Genomic DNA, 19,635 nt, shown 5'->3' with positions numbered 1-19,635 from the left:
CTGCAAGGCATTCGCGCCTCGCGGCCGGACTGCATCTCTGGTGCGGCCGACCGGAGCCCCCCTTGAAACTCTGTTTTGGCGCACCAACGTGTTTGTCCATCGGCGGGACGCGATAGATGTTGATCGGGCGCTGATCCGGTAGCGGGCCCGCTCGCGCGATCAGTTGAAGGGTATGGATATCCATGGCTAACGCGGCCGACATGCAGTTCTACGCGAACCTACCGCTTTTCGAGGCGTTCGAAGGCGTTGCAGACGAGGCCAACTACAGGCCCCTGCCTGAAGGCTGGCTGCTCGCCGTTGCCGACATTGTCAATTCTACCGGCGCGATTGCGGACGGGAAGTACAAGAGCGTCAATACCGCCGGTGCCAGCGTGATATCAGCGCTCATGAATGCGCTTGACGAGCGAAACCTGGCCTTCGTCTTCGGCGGCGACGGGGCGCTTGCCGCCATACCGGCGGCGGTGGCGGTCAAGGCGCGATCGGCCCTCGCGGCGGCCAAGACCTGGGTGGCGGAGGAACTCGGCCTCGAGTTGCGTGCTGCGCTGGTGCCCGTCTCCGACATTCGGGCACAGGGGCTCGACATGCGCGTGGCCCGCTTCAAGGCGAGCGAGCAGGTCTCCTACGCCATGTTTTCCGGCGGCGGCGCAAGCTGGGCGGAAGCCGAGATGAAAGCAGGCCGTTACCAGGTCGAGGCGGCGCCGCCTGGCACGAGGCCCGACTTGACCGGCCTCTCCTGCCGCTGGAGCCCGATCGTCTCAAGACACGGCGCCATCGTCTCGATCATCGCCCTGCCGGGCGAGCGTGGCAGCGGCCCCGAATTCCAGGCCTTGATCGGCGAGATCGTGGCCTTGGCCGAGGGCGAGGAGCGGGCGGCGCACCCGGTGCCCGAAGACGGCCCGGAGCCGCGTCTGTCGATCAACGGGGTCACGGTCGAATCGCGCGCCGTGGCTTCGAGAAGCTGGCGGTTGCTCGCCTGGTCGTGGATCGCACTGCAGAGCCTCGTGCTCTTCCTGTGCTTCCGGCTAGGCCTCAATCTTGGCAAATTCGATGTCGCTCAATACAAGCACGATCTCGCCAGCAATTCCGATTTCCGCAAGTTCGATGACGGGCTCAAGATGACGATCGACGTCAGCGCCGATCGGTTGCGCCGCATCGAAGAGCGGCTGGAGCGAGGGGTGGACGCACGCGTTTGCCGGTACGGACTGCATCGGCAGGACTCGGCACTGATGACCTGCATCGTTCCCACACCCATGAGCCGCGATCACATGCATTTCATCGACGGTGCCGCCGGCGGCTATGCAATGGCTGCAAAGAACCTCAAGGCGATCTTTCCGGGACGGTTCGCTAGCGCGGGATGAGGAAAAGTGTGCGCGGTTTTCCGCCCCGCATCCCGCGCCAACTCTTTAGAATCGATCACGTTTATGAATTTAGGTCCATCCGACCTAAAATCATCGTGATCTAGTGGGGTCGCCGGTTCTTCCGTCATGCCTTGAGGATGTGGTCCGCCGAGTGTCCTCGGCGCGCAAAGACGTTGCGCGTGTCGATGATCAGCGGCGCCCAGCGGACGAGGGCGGCATAGTCGACGGCGTCATGGTCCGTCGCGACAAGCACGGCATCGAAACGGCGGATTGTGTCTTCGTCGAAGGCGACAGACCGGCGTCCCTTCAGCGAAGGATACTCTCGCGTCGAGGGAATTTCGTCCACATGCGGATCGTGGAAGGAAGCCTTGCCGCCCCGTTCCTCGATCAGTTCGATCAGCCTCAGCGACGGGCTCTCGCGAATGTCAGGGACGTTCTTCTTATAGGCAAGGCCGATGATGAGCACGCTCGAGCGGCTCAGCGCCTTTCCCTGCCGGCGGTCGAGCGCCTCGGCGAGCCGTCCGACCACATGGCGGGGCATGGCCGAGTTGATCTCGCCTGCGAGTTCGATGAAGCGGGTCGGCAATTCGTATTCGCGCGACTTCCATGTGAGATAGAACGGATCGATTGGGATGCAGTGCCCACCGAGTCCTGGGCCGGGATAGAAAGGCATGTAGCCGAACGGTTTCGTCTTGGCGGCCTCGATCACTTCCCAGATATCGATGCCCATCGCGTCGTAGACGACCTTGAGTTCGTTGACGAGCGCGATGTTGACCGCACGGAAGATATTCTCCGTCAGCTTCACCGCCTCGGCCGTCGCATTGGATGAGACCGGCACGACCGACGCCACCACGGCGCCATAGAACCGCTCCATGAGCGCCGCGGCGAGTGCACCGTCGCCGGCGACCACCTTGGGGATACTGGCCGTCTCGAAGGCGCGGTTGCCGGGATCTTCCCGCTCTGGCGAAAACCCGAGGAAGAAGTCAGCGCCCGACTTCAGTCCCGTCTCCTCGAGGATCGCGCGCACAACGCCATCGGTGGTTCCGGGATAGGTAGTCGACTCCAGCACGATGAGCTGACCCGGCCGCAAGGTCTTGGCGATCGCGTGAGACGTCTTTTCCACGAAGGAGAGGTCGGGATCGCGGTGCTTGGTGAGCGGTGTCGGTACACAGATCACGATCACGTCGCAGAGGCCGAGGCCGGCGAAATCGGTCGTCGAGCGGAAGCGCCCGGCTTCCGCTTCGCGTCCGAGAGCGTCGTCCGTAACTGCCTCGACATACGAGCGCCCCTCATCGAGTGCGACGATCTTCGCAGGGTCGATGTCGAAGCCGGTTACCGAAAAACCAGAGCGCGCGACGGCAATGGCGAGCGGCAGGCCAACATAGCCCAATCCGATGACGCCGACATGGGCGGCGTGCGCTGTAATCGATTCGAGGAGCCGGTCGTGATGAGGGGAGGTCAAGTTAAGTTTCCAGTGTTCTCAGGCGGTCGATCTGACCATGGTGCGGCTGCCATTTCGATTCCGTTTTGTTGGCGATAATGCAGCCTCAAGTCAAGCACGGGCCGTTCCGCTCCACGCAACCCCGGCAATTCGAGGGTGCAAACGGAGCCGACGTTTCGTGTAAGAGTCGCTCTGCGATCGAAAATTGCGGAGGTCTCTGGAAATCCTGCCCGACCGTGAATATCTGCGGAGGGCAGGCGACACCCGGTCGCCGTACGAGTCTGCCGCAATGCGGCGTGAACTTTTCTAATTCGACGGTGCGAAACTTCTGATGCTGCCCCGGTCAGGCGATCCCTTTTGCCGTCCTGCCGTAGCGGGAGCGGACGCCACCGCAACGATGAGGACATCCAATGAGCCAATCCGATGGCAATGTTTCCGAAATCCTCCTGGACAAGGTTGCGGATTGGCTCATGCGCACTTCGCTTAGCGACGAAACGCTGGAGACGATCGTGCGCGGCTTCTGCGAAAGGCTCGCGGCGGCGGGCCTGCCGCTGATGCGCGTCCATCTGTCTTTCTCGATGCTGCACCCGCTCTATGACGCACTCGGCTTTACCTGGTGGCGCGGCAGGGGCATCGAGGTGACCGGATTGCGCCACGAGGAATTGGCACGCAATCCGCAGCGCTTCCTGGAGAGCCCCTATTATTACCTGCTCAGCAACAATCTCGACCATGTGAGACGGCGCATCGACCCGTCTGAACCGTCGGAGTTTCCGATTTTTGACGAGTTGAAGGAGCAGGGCGCAACCGACTATATCGCGTTCATGCAGCCGCTCGGCGCAGAATCCGAGCATGGCATGGTCGGCTCGTGGACGACGGATCGCCACGGCGGCTTCAGCGATGACGTCATCGCGGCCTTGTTGCGGCTCCAGAACCACTTGGCGATCGCCGCAAAGGTCGCCGTGCTCGGCAAGCTCGCCGACAATATGCTGACGACCTATCTTGGCGCCAATGCCGGACGGCGAGTCATGAGCGGACAGGTTCGGCGCGGCGATGGCGAGACGGTTCGCGCTGCCCTGGTGATGGCGGACATGCGCGATTCCACCATGTTGGCGGAGAAGGAGGGGCGGCAGGCCTATATCGAAACGCTGAATGGCTTCTTCGACGCTATCGCCACGCCGTTCAATCGCAACGGCGGTCAAATCCTGAGCTTTGTCGGCGACGGCTTCATCGCCGTCTATCCCTGCGGCAGGCACCGGGAGCCGTCGGAACTGGCCAGCCGAGAGGCTTTCGCGGCCGTCGGCGCAGCGAGCGCGCGCATGGCCGCCCTCAATGCCGAGCGGAAAAAACTTGGCCGCGATCCGATCGGCTTTGGCATCGGTCTGCATGTGGGCAATGTCATGTTCGGCAATGTGGGGCTTCGGGACCGGTTGACGTTCTCAGTCTTCGGCTCCGCAGTGAACGAGGTGCAGCGGCTGCAGAGCCTGACGAAGAAATATGGCCACAGCGTTGTCGCCAGCGAAGCCTTCGTCAACTACTGCGGGGGCGACTGGCTGACCCTTGGCGAGGAGACCTTGCGCGGGGTGCGCCAGAAGTTCACCGTGCTTTACCCGCGCGATACTGCCCTTGCCGCGATCGTGGACGAGAATGCAGAGCGCGCGGTTGAGGATGGACTCTCCGAAGCCGAGCATGTCATGTTGCTCTATCGTAACAAGAAACAGGTGTCGGGGCCGCGCGGTCTGATCGACAAGATGCTTCAATGAGGAGTTCAATGCTTCGCGTCGTTTTGCTGGCTGCCATTTTCATTCTGCCCGGCGTTGCGGGTGCTCAATCGTCGCAGCCGCCGACGGAGCGCAAGCTCGTCGACGGCTTCGACGGCAAGGATTTCGCCCCGGAGGGCGGCCTTTATTACCGTGAGAACTTCGAACAAAGTGCTGGATCGGTCGAGTTTCAAAGCCTCGTCAAAAGAACGGGCACTGGGGGCCTGAAGCTCAGCGTGGTACCCCATTGCCCAAGCCTGAACGACGGGTGCAGCGAGCGGGCGGAAATCTGGGAAAAGACAGAGCTGCGCGTGCCTTACGACGAGGGCGTCTGGTACGGCTTCGCGGTAAAGTTCGACGATCCCATCCCGAACGGCGATCACCGCTACCTCATCGCGCAGTGGAAACGCGAGATCGACCCCGGTGCGGATGGCGATTTCAGTCCCTTCCTTGCGCTGCGCATGGATCTCGGCAAGCTTTTCGCGACCGTAGAGACGAATTACCTGCCGCCGGCTTCGACCGGGCCCGACAATGTCCCCGCACGCTGCGGCGCCGGCGAGACGCCCGTTTGGCTCCGCCCTGACGTTAACCAGATGCGCATTCTGGTTGCGGCAGACAGCAATTGGGAGCCGGAAGACGGCAGCCTCTTCAATTCCTGCACGACGGCCGTGAGGGTTACCAATCATGGCAACCCGCTGCCCCATCCCGACTCCGGCTGGATCGATTTCGCCGTCTACACCAAACCTGGCCCCGACGGTACCGGCCACATTGAGCTCTATGCCAATGGTAAGCCGATCGTGACGGTGAAAGGCCATATCGGTCATGCGGACAAGGGTCTTGGTGAAAACCAGTATTTCAAATTCGGTCCCTATCGCGCTGCCGATACCACCGACTGGACGCTCTACTACGACGATTTCCGTCGCTCGCCATTTTGCACCGACGTGTTGACGAACGGCACTTGCCCCTTTTAGGCGAATTCACCCGCCTTCCGGTCTGCTGGACAGCCTGTTGAACCTAGGCTACTGTTTTTGCTTGACGGCCGCCGCGGATGCGCGAGCGGCGCTGATAACACTTTGGGGTTGCTTGCATAATACCAAGCCGGATTATGCGAGGAGTGGCGCGAAGGAAGCGTGTTGCAATGAGCTTGGGAGCGGACCTGCTGCGAGTTGAGGGTCTGCGGATCACGTTTTCGGTTCTTGGGGGCGAAGTGCATGCGGTCCGGGGGGCCAACTTCAGGATTTTGCCGGGCAAGGTGACCGCGCTCGTCGGTGAGTCCGGCTCGGGAAAATCGGCGATCAGCCAGGCGATCATGGGCATTCTGCCGAGCGTGGCCAAGGTCAGCGGGCGGGTCCTGTTCAGTGACCCGAAGGCGGTTGGAAAGCCTGTCGACCTTCTGGCGCTGGAGCCCGATGGACGCGAGATCCACGAGATTCGCGGTGCGCGCATCAGCAAGATCTTTCAGGAGCCGATGACGTCGCTGTCGCCGCTCCATACGGTCGGAAACCAAATTTCCGAAGTGCTGACGATTCATACGGATGCGGACAAGGCCGAGCGGCGGCAGCGGACCGAGCAGCTTCTGGGATATGTTGGATTTGCCTATCCGAAGCGAGCATACGACATGTACCCGTTCGAGCTTTCCGGTGGAATGCGGCAGCGCGCGATGATCGCGATGGCACTGATCTGTCGGCCGGCGCTGCTGATTGCCGACGAGCCGACAACCGCTCTCGATGTCACGGTGCAGGCTCAGATTCTCCAGCTCCTGCGTGAGCTCCAGGCCAAGATGAACATGGCAATGCTGCTGATCACGCATGATCTCGGCGTCGTCGCCAACATGGCCGATGAGGTCGTGGTAATCTATCATGGGGAAATCGTCGAGGCCGGCCCGGTCGATGCGATCTTTCGCAATCCCCAGCACCCTTATCTGAAGGGGCTGATGGCCGCCGTGCCGCATTTCGACATGAAGCCCGGCGAACGGTTGAAGGCGCTTCGCGAAGTGCCGGTCAAGGCGGACACGCTGATCGGCAGCCAGCAGGCGAAACGAGCGGCCGGACCGGATGTCCTCGTGTCGGTGCGCGATCTTTCGAAGACGTTCACGACCCGCAGTTCCGGCTGGTTTGGTGGCGACGACGGTTCGCGTCACCGGGCGGTCGACAATGTCAGCTTCGATATTCGCCGCGGCGAATGCCTGGGTCTGGTCGGCGAAAGTGGCTGCGGCAAAACGACGGTCAGCAAGATTCTTATGCGAGCCGTGACTCCGGATAGCGGCTCTGTCGCCTTCGACGACGGTGACGGGCCGGTGGATGTCCTGAAGCTCCAAGGGGCGGACCTCAAGGCGATGCGCACGAAGATCCAGATGGTCTTCCAGGATCCCGTGTCGTCGCTCTCTCCGCGCCTGACGATCAAGAACATCTTGAGCGAACCGCTTGAAATTCACGGCCGGGGTACGCCGCGGTCGCGGGTCGAAACCGTGCGCTCCCTGCTACAGGCGGTCGGCCTCGACCAGCGTTTCATCAACCGGTACCCGCACAGTTTCTCCGGCGGCCAAAGGCAGCGCATCGGCATTGCGCGAGCATTGGCTCTCCTGCCGCAGCTGCTGATCTGCGACGAGCCCGTTTCGGCACTCGATGTGTCGGTGCAGGCGCAGATCCTCAACCTCCTGAAGGATCTGCAGAAGGAGCTCGGCTTGACGATGCTGTTCATCTCGCACAACCTCGCCGTCGTCGACTACATGGCGGACCGCATTGCCGTCATGTGCGCCGGCCGCATCGTGGAACTGGCGCCGCGCGAGGTGCTGATGCGCGACCCCGTCCACCCCTATACGAAATCGCTGCTGGCGGCCGTGCCCTATCCGGACCTCGACCGCAAGCTCGACTTCGAGTCGCTCCAGGCGAGCGGCGGTTCGGATCAGCGGCAATGGGGCGCACAGTTCGTCGGCGGCGGCGAGAGGGATGCGCTGGTTCCCGCCGATCTCGGCGGCGGTCATTTCGTGCTCGCCCGGAAATCGGTGGATGCAAGGGAGTTACGACGGTGATCACGCGAAGAACCGCGCTCGGCATGCTCGCCTCGACGGCGTTGCCGAGATCGCTGCTCGGCGCCACGCGCGAGCTCGACGCTCTGGCGCCGCTCGTCGCTGAAGGCAAGGTGCCGCCGCTGAATGAACGACTGCCGAAGATCCCGCGGGTAATCAAGGTCGCTGCGATGGGACGGGAACCGGGCCGCCATGGCGGCAGGCTCCGTATGCTGATCGGCAGCGCTAAGGATATTCGCCTAATGACGATCTACGGCTATGCCCGGCTGGTCGGCTACGATGAGAATCTCGACCTTCACCCCGATGTTCTCGAGGGCTATGAGACGGAAGAGGATCGCATCTTCACCTTCCGCCTGCGTGAAGGTCACAAATGGTCGGACGGCACGCCGCTGACGGCGGAGGACTTCCGCTATTGCTGGGAGGATGTGCTGCTTAACGAGAAATTGTCGCCGGCTGGCCTGCCAACGGCACTGGTCATCGATGGGGAGGCTGGGAAGTTCGAAACCCTAGACGAGCGCACCCTGCGCTATTCCTGGTCGGTGCCCAACCCGGATTTCCTCCAGAAGCTTGCCGCGCCGCAGCCACTGGTCATTGCCGTGCCGTCCGCCTACCTCAAGCAGTTCCACGAGAAGTACCAGGACGAGGAAAAGCTGAAGGCGATCCTCAGGCAGGAGCGCCTGAAGAAGTGGAGCCAATTGCATATGCGCATGGCGCGCTCCTATCGCCCTGAAAATCCGGATCTTCCAACGCTCGATCCCTGGCGCAACACCACGCCGCTGCCGGCCGAACAGTTCATCTTCGAGCGCAACCCGTATTTCCATCGCGTCGACGAAAACGGCCTGCAATTGCCCTATATCGACCGGTTCGTGCTCAGTGTCAGCTCGTCCGCGCTCATTCCGGCAAAGGCCGGCACGGGTGAGAGCGACCTGCAGGCGACCGGCATCGACTTTGTCGACTACACTTTCCTCAAGGATGCTGAGAAGCGTTATCCGGTGAAGGTCAAGCTGTGGAAAAAGACGCAAGGTTCGCGCCTTGCGTTGCTTCCGAATCTCAACTGCGCAGATCCGGTCTGGCGGCCGTTGCTGAGAGACGTGCGCGTCCGCCGGGCCCTGTCGCTGGCGATCGACAGGCGCGAAATCAACATGGCGATGTTCTACGGCCTGACGAAGGAAAGCGCCGATACCGTCCTGCCGGAGAGCCCGCTCTTCGCGCCTGAATTCGCCAGTGCCTGGATCGCTCACGATCCGGATCGCGCCAATGCGCTGCTTGACGAGGCCGGTCTCGTCGAACGCGACAGCGACGGCATCCGTTTCCTGCCCGACGGGCGCAGGGCGCAAATCGTCGTGGAAACGCCCGGCGAAAGCACGCTCGATACGGATGTGCTCCAGCTTGTCGCCGACTATTGGCACAAGGTTGGCATATCGCTCTTCATCCGTGCCTCGCAGCGCGATACCTTCCGCAGCCGCGCCGTCGGCGGCGAGATCATCATGTCGCTGTGGTTCGGCATCGACAACGGCGTGCCGACGGCAGACATGAATCCCGGCCAGCTCGCGCCGACTGCGGATGACCAGTTGCAATGGCCGGTCTGGGGGCTCAACTACATGTCCCACGGCGAGATGGGTGAGGCGCCCGATATGCCGTCGGTCGTCGAGCTTCTCAAGCTTCTCAAGCGCTGGAGGCTTTCCTCCGACGCTGCCGAGCGGGAAGAGATATGGAAGGAGATGCTCTCCATCTACACGGACCAGGTCTTCTCGATAGGACTGGTCAACGCATCGCTACAGCCGATCCTCGTCACGGAGAAACTGCGCAACTTCCCGGATGAGGGGCTCTATGGCTTCGATCCGACGAGCTATTTCGGCGTCTACAAGACCGATACGTTCTGGCTGGAAGAGGGCAACTGACATGCTTCGCTACATCCTCTGGCGTATCGCTGTCATGGTGCCGACCCTCATCATCATTTCCGCGCTCGTCTTCGCGATCATAGAGCTGCCGCCGGGCGACTATTTCGAAAGCTACATTGCCGAACTGCGCGCCCAGGGCGAGGGTGTCGACATGGAGCAGATAGAGGCGCTGCGCAGAGAGTACGGCTTCGACAAGCCGGCAGTGTTGCGTTACGTTTACTGGGTCGGGGGCATGCTGCAGGGCGACTTCGGCTATTCCTTCGAATACCAGCTGCCGGTGAGCGAGGTCGTCGGCGACCGGTTGTGGCTGACGATTCTCGTCTCCTTCCTCACGATCGTGTTTACCTGGATCATCGCCTTTCCGATCGGCATCTATGCCGCGACGCATCAATATAGCTGGGGCGATTACGGCCTGTCGCTGGTCGGGCTCATCGGCATCGCAGTCCCGAACTTCATGCTGGCGCTGATCCTCATGTATTTCGCCAACATCTGGTTCGGCACCTCGATCGGCCATCTCATGGACCAGAAATATTTCGCGGAGCCGATGAGCTGGGAGAAGGCGAAATCGATCCTCGAACACATCTGGATTCCGGTTGTCATTATCGGCGCCGCCGGTACGGCCGGCATGATCCGGCGGCTGAGAGCCAACCTGCTTGACGAGCTTCAAAAGCAATATGTCGTCACGGCGAGGGCCAAGGGGCTTTCGCCGACGAAGACGCTGCTCAAATATCCACTGCGCATGGCGCTCAATTTCTTCATCTCCGACATCGGCTCGATCCTGCCGGCCATCATCTCCGGTGCGGAAATCACGGCGATCGTGCTCTCGCTCGAGACCACCGGCCCGATGCTGGTCAAGGCGCTGCAGAGCCAGGACATGTATCTGGCCGGTTCGTTTCTGATGTTCCTCGCCTTCCTCACCGTCATCGGCGTGCTGATTTCCGATCTGGCGCTGGCCGTCCTCGATCCGAGAATTCGCTTGCAAGGCAGGAGCACCAAGTGACGTCCCCCATTCCGGCGCCCGGCGAGCCCCTGCCGCATTACGTTTCGACCGCTCCCTTCGATCCCTATTCGGTCGAGGAGATGACGGAGGAGCAAGTCCGCGTCAACCAGGCATCGCAGTTGCGCCTGATGTGGTGGAAATTCAAGCGTCACAGGCTGGCGCTTGCGTCCGGCATTTTCCTTGCGGTCCTCTACGGAATGATCCTCATCTGCGAGTTCCTGGCGCCCTACAATCTGCATACGCGCAATGTCGATTTCATCTATGCGCCGCCGCAGCAGATCCATCTTTTCCATGAGGGCGAATTCGTCGGCCCCTTCGTCTATGGCCGGACCATGACGCTCGACATGGACACGCTGAAGCGAAACTATGCGGACAACCCTGCCGACGTGGAGCCGGTGCGTTTCTTCTGTCGCGGCGACAGCTATCGCTTCTGGGGTCTCTTCGAAAGCAATGTGCATCTCTTCTGTCCGGCAGAAGGTGGTCAGCTCTTTCTCCTCGGCACGGACAGGCTTGGTCGCGACGTGCTGTCGCGCATCATCTATGGCGCGCGGATTTCGCTCACGATCGGTCTCCTCGGCATCACCGTCAGCTTCGTCCTGGGTATCATCATCGGCGGACTGGCCGGCTATCACGGTGGGGTCTTCGACCTCGTCGTCCAGCGGCTGATCGAGGTCCTGCAATCGATACCGAGCATTCCCCTGTGGCTGGCGCTCGCGGCGATCATGCCCGCAACATGGAGCCCGATCCTGATCTATCTCGGCATCACCGTGATCCTCGGGCTGCTCGACTGGACCGGGCTTGCGCGCGCCGTGCGGTCGAAGCTGCTTGCTTTGAGAGAAGAAGATTATGTCCTTGCCGCGCAGCTGATGGGAGCAAGAAGCAGCCGTATCATCGGGCGCCATCTCGTGCCGGGCTTCATGTCCCATTTGATCGCCACGGCCACCATCTCGATCCCCGGCATGATCCTCGGCGAAACCGCGCTGAGCTTCCTTGGTCTCGGTCTCCGGCCGCCGATCACGAGCTGGGGCATCCTCCTGACGGAGGCAAGAAGCGTCAGCGTCATTGCCTTCTACCCATGGCTGCTGTTACCGACCATACCTGTTATTCTTGTGATATTGGCGTTCAACTTCCTGGGAGACGGGTTGCGCGACGCCGCCGATCCCTACAAATAGCCTCGGTATCACCTCACCTCCCGGGCCATCTCGCGCTGCAGCGGGCCGCGGTCTCAAGAAGAGAAAGGTTCTGGCATGACACGGCGTTTCGAAGATGCCCGAATCCTGATGTACAGCCATGATACCTTCGGCCTCGGTCACCTCAGGCGCTGTCGTGCGATTGCGCATGCGCTGGTCGAGGACTATAGCGGTCTGCAGATTCTCATCATTTCCGGCGCGACGATCGCCGGCGCGTTCGACTATCGCGCCCGCGTCGATTTCGTGAAGATCCCGAGCGTCATCAAGCTTCGAAACGGCGAATACACCTCGCTCGACCGGCACATCGAGTTGCACGAGACGCTGAAGATGCGCCAGTCGATCATTCGCTCCACGGCGGAGACCTTCAAGCCGGACATCTTCATCGTCGACAAGGAGCCGATGGGCCTGCGCGGCGAGGTAGAGGACACCTTGACATATTTGAAGGCGCACGGAACCCGGCTGGTCCTCGGTCTGCGCGACGTCATGGACGCGCCACACCTGCTTGAGGTCGAGTGGAAACGCCGCGACACGATGCGTAAGATCGAGCAGTTCTACGATGCCATCTGGGTTTATGGCCCGCCGGACTTCTATGATCCGTTGGTGGGACTGGATGTGCCCATGGCCGTTCGCGACCGGATGAACTTCGTCGGCTTCCTGCAAAGAGGCGTTCCGCGCGACAATATGCCGAGCCACAGGCCGGAGGGGGATTACATCCTCGTGACGACCGGCGGCGGCGGCGACGGCGCCGATCTGATCCATGATGTCATCCATGCCTATCAGCAGGATCCCGAACTGACCTACAATGCGCTTGTCGTCCTCGGACCCTACATGCCTGCCAAGAAGCGCAACAAGCTGACCCGCAAGGGCAGCAGCATACCCTTCATCAGGATGATCGAGTTCGACAATCGCATGGAGGAACTGGTCGCCGGCGCCAAAGGCGTCGTGTCGATGGGCGGATATAATACCTATTGCGAGATCCTTTCCTTCGACAAGCCAGCGCTGATCGTGCCGCGACTGGTACCGCGTGAGGAGCAGTTGATCCGGGCGCAGCGTGCCTCCGCCCTCGGCCTCGTCGACATGCTGCTGCCGCAGGAGTCCGAAGATCCGTTGCGCTTCGCCGCCGCCATCAAGGCCCTGCCGCATCGCGCACCGCCGTCCCGCAGCGCCCACGGGCTGAGGCTGGAGGGCCTTATGCACATTTCCGACATCGTCGGAGATTGGCTCGACCACCGGTCGCAACAGCACTTGAGCATCGTAAAGCAGACAAGCTGATATCCGTGTCCTCGAATCGAAAAATCGCTGTCGTCCTGAAGGGCTATCCGCGCCTTTCGGAAACATTCATCGCGCAGGAATTGCTTGGTCTCGAAAGGGCGGGACACGAGCTCGTGCTTATCGCGCTCCGCCGACCGACCGACCTGAAGCGCCACCCCGTCCATGACGAGATCCGCGCCGCCGTCCATTATCTGCCGGAATATTTGCACGATGAACCCCGTCGCGTGCTGCGGGCGCTTGTCAGGTCGGTGCCGAAAGCCGGTTTTTGGCGCGCGCTCGGGCCCTTCCTCCGCGACCTCCTGCGTGACAGGACGCGCAACCGCTTTCGCCGCTTCGGCCAGGCGCTGGTGCTCTTCGCAGAGTGGCCCGGAGACGCAGGCTGGCTGCACGCGCATTTCATCCACACGCCAGCATCGGTCACGGCCTATGCCAGCCTCATGGCCGGCGTTCCCTGGACCTGTTCGGCGCATGCGAAGGACATCTGGACGTCTTCCGACTGGGAGCTTTCCGAGAAGCTGGGGCGCGCTCGCTGGACCGTGACCTGCACCAGGACAGGTTTCGAGCATCTCAAGGGCCTCACGGATGCCGAATCGCGTGTGCACCTGAGCTATCATGGCCTCGATCTCGCCCGCTTTCCGGTGTTTGCGGGTGATCATTCGAGCCGCGACGGCTCGGACCCGGACGATCCCGTTCGGATCGTCAGCGTCGGCCGGGCGGTCGCAAAGAAGGGATTCGACGTTCTCTTGAAGGCGCTGTCGCTGCTGCCCCCCGACCTCAATTGGCGATTCGACCACATCGGTGCCGGTGATCTGACGAGGGAACTTCGCGCACTCGCCGGCGAGCTTGGCCTAGCCGAACGGGTGAGCTGGAACGGCGCGCTCGATCAGAAGGACGTCCTTGCCCGTTACCGCGAAAGCGATGTCTTCGCACTCGCCTGCCGGATTGCCGCGGATGGTGACCGCGACGGTCTGCCGAACGTCCTGGTCGAGGCGTCGAGCCAGAGGCTCGCCTGTGTCTCGACCGCTGTCTCCGGCGTGCCGGAATTGCTCGATGATGGGGAAAACGGTCTCGTGGTGCCGCCCGAAGACCCTCGCGCGCTTTCCGCGGCGCTCGAGCGCCTGATCCGCGACCCCGATCTTAGGCGGCACCTCGGGGCGGCCGCGGAAAGGCGCGTGCGCACCGAATTCGATCATCACTCGAGCGTCCGCCAATTGATCGGGCTTTTCCAAGAAGAATGGAGAAAGGTTCCTTGAGCAAACGGCGCGTCTTCTTCTATGTCCAGCACCTTCTCGGGATCGGCCATCTCGCGCGGGCGAGTCGAATTGCCAAGGCGCTTGGCGAACGGGGCTTCGACGTGGCGATGGTGATGGGCGGCTTGCCCGTGCCGGGCTTTCCGGGAGCGGGAATAAAGACGGTTGCCCTACCGGCGGTGGCGGCGGGCGATCATGGCTTTTCCGGTCTCTGCGACGCGGCCGGCGATCCGGTGACGCCGGCATTCCTTGAGCACCGAAAGGACCTGCTTATCGATGCGTTGCGGCGTGCCAAGCCGGACGTTGTCATCATAGAAGCTTTCCCGTTCGGGCGCCGGCAGATGCGCTTCGAACTCCTGCCGCTGCTCGACGCCATTGCGGCCATGGAACGGCGTCCTCTCGTCGCGACTTCGCTGCGCGACATCTTGCAGGAGCGGCTGAAGCCAGGACGCGCGGAGGAGACGGTGGCGCTCGTCAGGGAGCATTTCGATCTGGTGCTCGTCCATGGCGATCCGGCCTTCGCGCGGCTTGAGGAGACCTTTCCGCTCGCAGGCGAGGTCGCGGACAGGGTCGTCTATACGGGCCTCGTCGCACCGCCGCCGCCAGCGCAGTCGAGCGAAAGATTCGACGTCGTAGTCTCCGCCGGCGGCGGTGCGGTCGGCAAGGAATTGATCGCCGCCGCGCTCGCGGCTGCGCGGCTGCTGCCGGACGCGCTTCGCTGGTGCCTGGTGACCGGTCCCAACCTGCCGCAAGGCGATTTCGATGCGCTCAGCGCAGCGTTGCCCGCGGGCGTCGGTCTGTTTCGCTTCCGTCAGGACTTTGCGAACCTGCTCGCCGGTGCCCGCCTTTCGGTTTCTCAGGCCGGCTACAACACCGTCTGCGATGTCCTTCGCGCCGGATGCGCTTCGTTGCTCATTCCCTTCACCGCGGGCGGGGAAACCGAACAGAGTACACGTGCGGAGAGGCTTGAAAGGCTTGGTCTTGCGGCCGTTCTGCCAGAAGAGGGCATCACGCCCGAGGACCTTGCGCATCGCGTCGAAGCAATGCTCGTGCGGCCAAGATCGGCCATGCCGCCGCTCGACTTAAACGGTGCGGCGCAGACCGCAATGATCCTCGAGGATCAGTTGTCGCGAGATAGAACGATCAGACCGTTCCGATCAGCATGAAGCGCGTGTATTTCTTCATCGGCAGTGCGCCCGCGAAATCGATATGCGCGAGAGCGGCTTGGGCACGGAATTCGTCGAGCGAGTGAACACAGCTGATGTGTGTGGGTTCGCTAAAATAGTTATTCGACTGGAGAAGAACGCGAGTTCCGGAGGGCAGGAGGCGAAGCCAACCGGCAAGGTCCGCAATGTGTTCGCAACTCGTGTTGACGATCAGATCGGCCCCGATCGCCCGATAATCGAGGGCATACATGTCGGCGGTGACCGCGCGAAATCTCTCGCCAAACCCGGCACCCAGCGTGCGCGAAACCTCTTCAACCGCGGGATCGATGTCATAGCTTACGGCAGTCGCAATGTCGAAGCGTGGGTCTTCGAGGAGCATGGCAGGCAGTACGCCGTACCACCCGCCGAGAACTGCAATCTTGCGATAGCAGGGGCCGGCGCAATCGAAGAGCTTCTCGCGTGCCCAGAGCTTGCAGCCGACCTGCTTGTAGTTGAAGGCGTTGGCAATGTTCGCATGCGGATGCTTGGCTATCACCCTTGCGATGCCGTCCGCCAGCAAGCTTCCGGAATAGGCGGCGAGTCCCCGCACAAGATCGTAGGCGTTCTCGTGCCAATCTGCATCGGAGCGGGGGGAGTGGCTGGCATGCGTCATGCGGGTGTTGTAAGCTCACCCTGTACCAAGCGCAAGCAGCGCGCGAGAAGCCCTCGGCTCGGGCGATGGGGAGCTCACCATATTTGAAGTCCGTGGCGCAACGGCAGCCTGCGCTCGTGGCGAGCGGTCACAGTTGGTTGAAGGGAAGCCATTGAAGATCAGATGTAGAGAAACCATGTGCGGCGAGCGTCTGCCATCAAGGCGGCCGCGCGATCCCGTATTATAGTTCAGGTTTCATTGCCGACCCATGGAAACACGTCTTTCCCGCTACATATGGACTCATACCCGCAAGCAGCAGCTTTGGATCCTGCTGGTCGTGGCACTGTCGATGATTCCCTATTTCCTGTCCTTCGACCTGCCGAAGCAGATCGTCAACGGGCCAATTCAGGGTGACGGCTTCGAAACACCCGGGGCTACCCAGCCCTTCATGCCGATTTCCTTCGATTTGCCGATCGTTGGTCATGTCGATTTGTTTTCCGGCTTGGAGCTTGGCCGGCAAGGTACGCTGCTGGCGCTCAGCCTCGTGTTTCTCTTGCTCGTGATCGTCAACGGTCTCTTCAAGTTCTACATCAACACCTACAAGGGCCGCCTTGGCGAACGGCTCCTCAGACGCATCCGTTTCGAACTGATCGATCGCGTCCTGCGCTTCCCGCCCAACTATTTGAAGCGGGTAAAGCCTGCCGAAATCGCAACCATGGTCAAGGACGAGGTCGAACCTATGGGCGGCTTCACGGGCGACGCCTTCGTGCAGCCGGCGCTGCTCGGCGGGCAGGCGCTGACTGCGTTGGTCTTCATCCTTCTCCAGAATTTCTGGCTCGGCTTCGTTGCGGCGCTCGTCGTCGCCCTGCAGGCGATAATCATTCCGCGCATGCGCAAGCGGCTGCTGGTCCTCGGCCGCGAGCGCCAGCTGACCGCCCGTCAGCTCTCGGGCCGGGTCAGCGAAATCGTCGACGGCATTCACACCATCCGCGGTCATGATACGTCGAACTACGAGAGGGCCGATATCGCCGCGCGCCTTGGCTATATCTTCAAGATCCGCTACGACCTCTACCAATGGAAGTTCCTGGTGAAGTTTCTCAACAACTTCCTCGCCCAGGTGACGCCATTCCTCTTCTACTCGATCGGCGGCTATTTCGCGCTGCAGGGGCGGCTCGACATTGGCCAACTCGTCGCGGTGATCGGTGCCTACAAGGATCTGCCAGGTCCTTTGAAGGAACTGATAGACTGGGATCAGGCCCGCCAGGACGTCCAGGTGAAATACACGCAGGTCGTGGAACAGTTCAGCGTCGAACCGCTGATCGATCCGAAGGTCCAGGAGGTCTCGGTCGAGCCGGCTCCTCAACTGAGCGGCGCGCTTGCGGCGGTCAATCTGTCGCTCGCCGATGACGGCGGGGCGAAGCTCGTCGAGCACGTGTCGCTCCAGATCCGTCCGGGCGAGACGGTTGCGATCACCGGCGGCACCGGCAGTGGCGGCGAGGCGCTGGCCGAGGCTCTCGGCCGGTTGACGTGGCCCGCAAGCGGGAGGATCGTCGTCGGTGACAACGATATCCGCGAAGTGCCGGAAGCCATCGTCGGGCGGCGGATCTCCTATGCCTCTTCCGAGGTCTACGCCTTCCAGGGCAGCCTAGGCGACAATCTTCTCTACGGGCTGAAGCACGCGCCGTTGACCGAGGTCGTCTATGAGGGTGACAGGGCCGCCCACCGCAGATGGGAGTTGCTGGAAGCGAAGCTTGCCGGCAATCCGTCGCTCGATATCAACAGCGATTGGATCGACTACGCCGCCGCCGGTGTGACCGGCACGGAGGATCTCTTTGCCAAGGTGAGGGCGGTTCTCGATGTTGTACTGCTGACCAATGACGTCTTGGCGCTGGCCGTCCGCTCAACCATGGATCCGGTAGAACATGCGGACTTCGCAGGCGAGATCGTCGATATGCGAGGCGCCCTGCGCCGGCGCCTGGAGGACGAGAAGCTAAGCGATCTGGTCGTGTTCTTCGAGCCTGGCACCTACAACATCGAGGCGACCGTCGGCGAGAACCTGCTTTTCGGAACCGTAACGGACCGGGCAAGGTGGGAGCAGGCGCTTGAAAACCATCCGTTCTTCAAGACGGTGCTGAAGCGCGCGGGTCTGCACGAGACCTTTTATGAAATGGGGCTGGAGATCGCGGAAAACGTCGTCGAATTGTTCCGCGACCTGCCTCCGGATCATCCGTTCTTCCAGCAGCTCACCTTCATGACGAGTGATGAGATTCCCGTCTATGAAGGGCTCCTGCAGAGGCTGAGAGGGCGGCCGCTCGAAGAGGTCTCGGAAGATGACGCTATTCGCATCATCCGCCTATGCTTCGGCTACATCGAGACGCGGCACCGCTTCGGTCTCTTGAGCGATGACTTGATGAAGAAGATCGTCGAGGCCCGGCGCGAGTTCAGCGACGGCCTGCCCGCCGATCTCGTGGGTATCATCGAGCATTACGAGCCGAGCCGCTACATGGCTTCTGCGAGCATCATCGACAACGTGCTCTTCGGCCGCATTGGCCACAAGCACACGGACGGTTCGGACAGAATTCGCGCGATCGTGCGCGATCTTTTCGAATCGCTTGGGCTTGACGGCAAGGTGCTGGCCTTCGGCCTCGATTTCGACGTCGGGGCGGGCGGCAAGCGCCTGACGGCTGGTCAGCGACAGAAACTCAATCTGGCGCGCACGCTCATGCGCGTCTCGGACTTCTATGTGTTCAATCAGCCCCTGCTTGCCCTCGATCAGCGGACGCAGGACCGAATTACGCGGAATGTCTTTGCGTTCCTCCGCGATGAGAATCGCAATCCAGCCATCGTCTGGGTCATTTCCAATCCGGCCCTTTCGGAACTCTTCGATCGCGTTGCGCATTTCGAGAATGGGCGCCTGTTGAGGGATGAGAGCGCGCAAACGCCCGCAAAGGACAGCGACTACAAGGAATTGGCATCTTGATGTAGTATTTGTGTGAGGAGGCAGGCATATTTCCCGAACGTGGGGACGGGAGGTGTATGCGCCCGTGAGAGATGCGGAGAGAAGCGGACTGACATGCTCCTAAAAGATGAAGTGGAAATGCTGCGACGGATTACGCTGTTTGCCGGTCTGCCACCTGCAAAGCTCAAGCTCCTGGCCTTCACCTCAGACCGAGTGCTCTATGGCGCGGGAGAGAACCTGTTTCATCAGGGGGACATCGGCGATGCTGCCTATGTCATCCTGTCAGGCAAGGCCGACGTGCTGGTCTCGACGCCCAGCGGCGCGGTGAAGGTCGCCGAGGTGGAGGAGAATTCGATCATAGGCGAGATCGCCATTCTCTGTAATACGCCGCGCACCGCTACGATCACGACGACGACGCCGCTCGAAGCCCTGCGCATCCGCAAGGACGATTTCCTGAAGCTATTGGCCGATTTTCCTGAGATGGCTGTGGAAATCATGCGCGTTCTTGCCGATCGCCTCAGCCAGACGACGTCGGAACTGACAGAGGCCCGCAGCCGCGCCCAACGCGTCGAAGCCTGAGGTTTTTCGTTTTCTGCCAGATGCCGCGGTCGCTTTGGCTTGGTGATCTTGTCGTGAGCCGGTTCCGATTCCCCAAGTCATGCGCACGGTGCCGCGCGTCTCT

The 19,635-nt window shown here is 61.6% G+C and carries 14 protein-coding genes; 12 read left to right on the top strand and 2 right to left on the bottom strand.

Features of this window, described 5'->3' with window-relative positions; genetic code table 11:
* Positions 1–182: 182 nt before the first annotated feature.
* A complete protein-coding gene (locus AC4P1R_RS20025) occupies positions 183–1,358 on the top strand; it encodes a DUF3095 domain-containing protein (RefSeq protein WP_151613754.1) in 1,176 nt (391 codons plus the stop codon).
* Positions 1,359–1,482: 124 nt separating this feature from the next.
* Here the strand turns inward: AC4P1R_RS20025 and AC4P1R_RS20020 are convergent, their stop codons facing one another.
* Positions 1,483–2,820 (bottom strand): nucleotide sugar dehydrogenase, encoded by a 1,338-nt coding sequence (locus AC4P1R_RS20020; protein ID WP_151613753.1) that lies wholly within the window; start codon positions 2,818–2,820, stop codon positions 1,483–1,485.
* 389 nt (positions 2,821–3,209) lie between these two features.
* On the opposite strand from AC4P1R_RS20020, the gene AC4P1R_RS20015 reads away from it, so the two are divergent.
* From AC4P1R_RS20015 to AC4P1R_RS19975, 9 genes are all read left to right on the top strand, one after another.
* Positions 3,210–4,559, top strand: coding sequence for an adenylate/guanylate cyclase domain-containing protein (locus tag AC4P1R_RS20015; protein WP_151613752.1), 1,350 nt, complete (start codon positions 3,210–3,212; stop codon positions 4,557–4,559).
* A gap of 8 nt (positions 4,560–4,567) precedes the next feature.
* The gene (locus AC4P1R_RS20010; protein ID WP_151613751.1) at positions 4,568–5,527 is read left to right on the top strand and encodes a polysaccharide lyase family 20 protein; all 960 of its coding nucleotides are present in this window, start codon (positions 4,568–4,570) and stop codon (positions 5,525–5,527) included.
* Positions 5,528–5,694: 167 nt separating this feature from the next.
* The gene (locus tag AC4P1R_RS20005; protein ID WP_151613750.1) at positions 5,695–7,587 is read left to right on the top strand and encodes an ABC transporter ATP-binding protein; all 1,893 of its coding nucleotides are present in this window, start codon (positions 5,695–5,697) and stop codon (positions 7,585–7,587) included.
* On the top strand, positions 7,584–9,485 hold the full coding sequence (locus AC4P1R_RS20000) for an ABC transporter substrate-binding protein (RefSeq protein ID WP_151613749.1): 1,902 nt from the start codon (positions 7,584–7,586) through the stop codon (positions 9,483–9,485). The genes AC4P1R_RS20005 and AC4P1R_RS20000 overlap by 4 nt, the downstream gene beginning before the upstream one ends.
* A gap of 1 nt (position 9,486) precedes the next feature.
* Complete coding sequence (locus AC4P1R_RS19995) at positions 9,487–10,485, top strand: ABC transporter permease (protein WP_069457740.1); 999 nt, start codon at positions 9,487–9,489, stop codon at positions 10,483–10,485.
* A complete protein-coding gene (locus tag AC4P1R_RS19990) occupies positions 10,482–11,657 on the top strand; it encodes an ABC transporter permease (RefSeq protein WP_151613748.1) in 1,176 nt (391 codons plus the stop codon). The genes AC4P1R_RS19995 and AC4P1R_RS19990 overlap by 4 nt, the downstream gene beginning before the upstream one ends.
* A 75-nt stretch (positions 11,658–11,732) precedes the next feature.
* Positions 11,733–12,947, top strand: coding sequence for a glycosyltransferase family protein (locus tag AC4P1R_RS19985; RefSeq protein ID WP_151613747.1), 1,215 nt, complete (start codon positions 11,733–11,735; stop codon positions 12,945–12,947).
* A gap of 5 nt (positions 12,948–12,952) precedes the next feature.
* Positions 12,953–14,200, top strand: a complete 1,248-nt coding sequence (locus AC4P1R_RS19980; RefSeq protein ID WP_151613746.1) for a glycosyltransferase family 4 protein — start codon at positions 12,953–12,955, stop codon at positions 14,198–14,200.
* On the top strand, positions 14,182–15,363 hold the full coding sequence (locus AC4P1R_RS19975; RefSeq protein ID WP_151613745.1) for a glycosyltransferase family protein: 1,182 nt from the start codon (positions 14,182–14,184) through the stop codon (positions 15,361–15,363). Before AC4P1R_RS19980 ends, AC4P1R_RS19975 begins: the two co-directional genes overlap by 19 nt.
* Here the strand turns inward: AC4P1R_RS19975 and AC4P1R_RS19970 are convergent.
* Positions 15,341–16,015 (bottom strand): class I SAM-dependent methyltransferase, encoded by a 675-nt coding sequence (locus tag AC4P1R_RS19970; protein WP_151613744.1) that lies wholly within the window; start codon positions 16,013–16,015, stop codon positions 15,341–15,343. The genes AC4P1R_RS19975 and AC4P1R_RS19970 overlap by 23 nt on opposite strands.
* A 247-nt stretch (positions 16,016–16,262) precedes the next feature.
* On the opposite strand from AC4P1R_RS19970, the gene AC4P1R_RS19965 reads away from it, so the two are divergent.
* Together AC4P1R_RS19965 and AC4P1R_RS19960 are read left to right on the top strand one after the other, a co-directional pair.
* Complete coding sequence (locus AC4P1R_RS19965; RefSeq protein WP_151613743.1) at positions 16,263–18,974, top strand: ABC transporter transmembrane domain-containing protein; 2,712 nt, start codon at positions 16,263–16,265, stop codon at positions 18,972–18,974.
* Between the two features lie 93 nt (positions 18,975–19,067).
* On the top strand, positions 19,068–19,532 hold the full coding sequence (locus tag AC4P1R_RS19960) for a Crp/Fnr family transcriptional regulator (protein WP_151613742.1): 465 nt from the start codon (positions 19,068–19,070) through the stop codon (positions 19,530–19,532).
* Positions 19,533–19,635 lie beyond the last annotated feature (103 nt).

The sequence above is a fragment of the Sinorhizobium sp. Y406 genome, from assembly GCF_058732025.1.
Note: the sequence above shows the minus strand (reverse complement) of the source record. Positions and strands in the feature narration are given on the sequence as shown.

Bases quoted from the DNA above. Each gene is read 5' to 3' on its own strand.
- AC4P1R_RS19970 (WP_151613744.1), bottom strand. From the start codon at position 16,015: ATGACGCATGCCAGCCACTCCCCCCGCTCCGATGCAGATTGGCACGAG.
- AC4P1R_RS20025 (WP_151613754.1), top strand. From the start codon at position 183: ATGGCTAACGCGGCCGACATGCAGTTCTACGCGAACCTACCGCTTTTC.
- AC4P1R_RS19960 (WP_151613742.1), top strand. From the start codon at position 19,068: ATGCTCCTAAAAGATGAAGTGGAAATGCTGCGACGGATTACGCTGTTT.
- AC4P1R_RS20010 (WP_151613751.1), top strand. From the start codon at position 4,568: ATGCTTCGCGTCGTTTTGCTGGCTGCCATTTTCATTCTGCCCGGCGTT.
- AC4P1R_RS19975 (WP_151613745.1), top strand. From the start codon at position 14,182: ATGGAGAAAGGTTCCTTGAGCAAACGGCGCGTCTTCTTCTATGTCCAG.
- AC4P1R_RS19995 (WP_069457740.1), top strand. From the start codon at position 9,487: ATGCTTCGCTACATCCTCTGGCGTATCGCTGTCATGGTGCCGACCCTC.
- AC4P1R_RS20005 (WP_151613750.1), top strand. From the start codon at position 5,695: ATGAGCTTGGGAGCGGACCTGCTGCGAGTTGAGGGTCTGCGGATCACG.
- AC4P1R_RS19965 (WP_151613743.1), top strand. From the start codon at position 16,263: ATGGAAACACGTCTTTCCCGCTACATATGGACTCATACCCGCAAGCAG.
- AC4P1R_RS19985 (WP_151613747.1), top strand. From the start codon at position 11,733: ATGACACGGCGTTTCGAAGATGCCCGAATCCTGATGTACAGCCATGAT.
- AC4P1R_RS20015 (WP_151613752.1), top strand. From the start codon at position 3,210: ATGAGCCAATCCGATGGCAATGTTTCCGAAATCCTCCTGGACAAGGTT.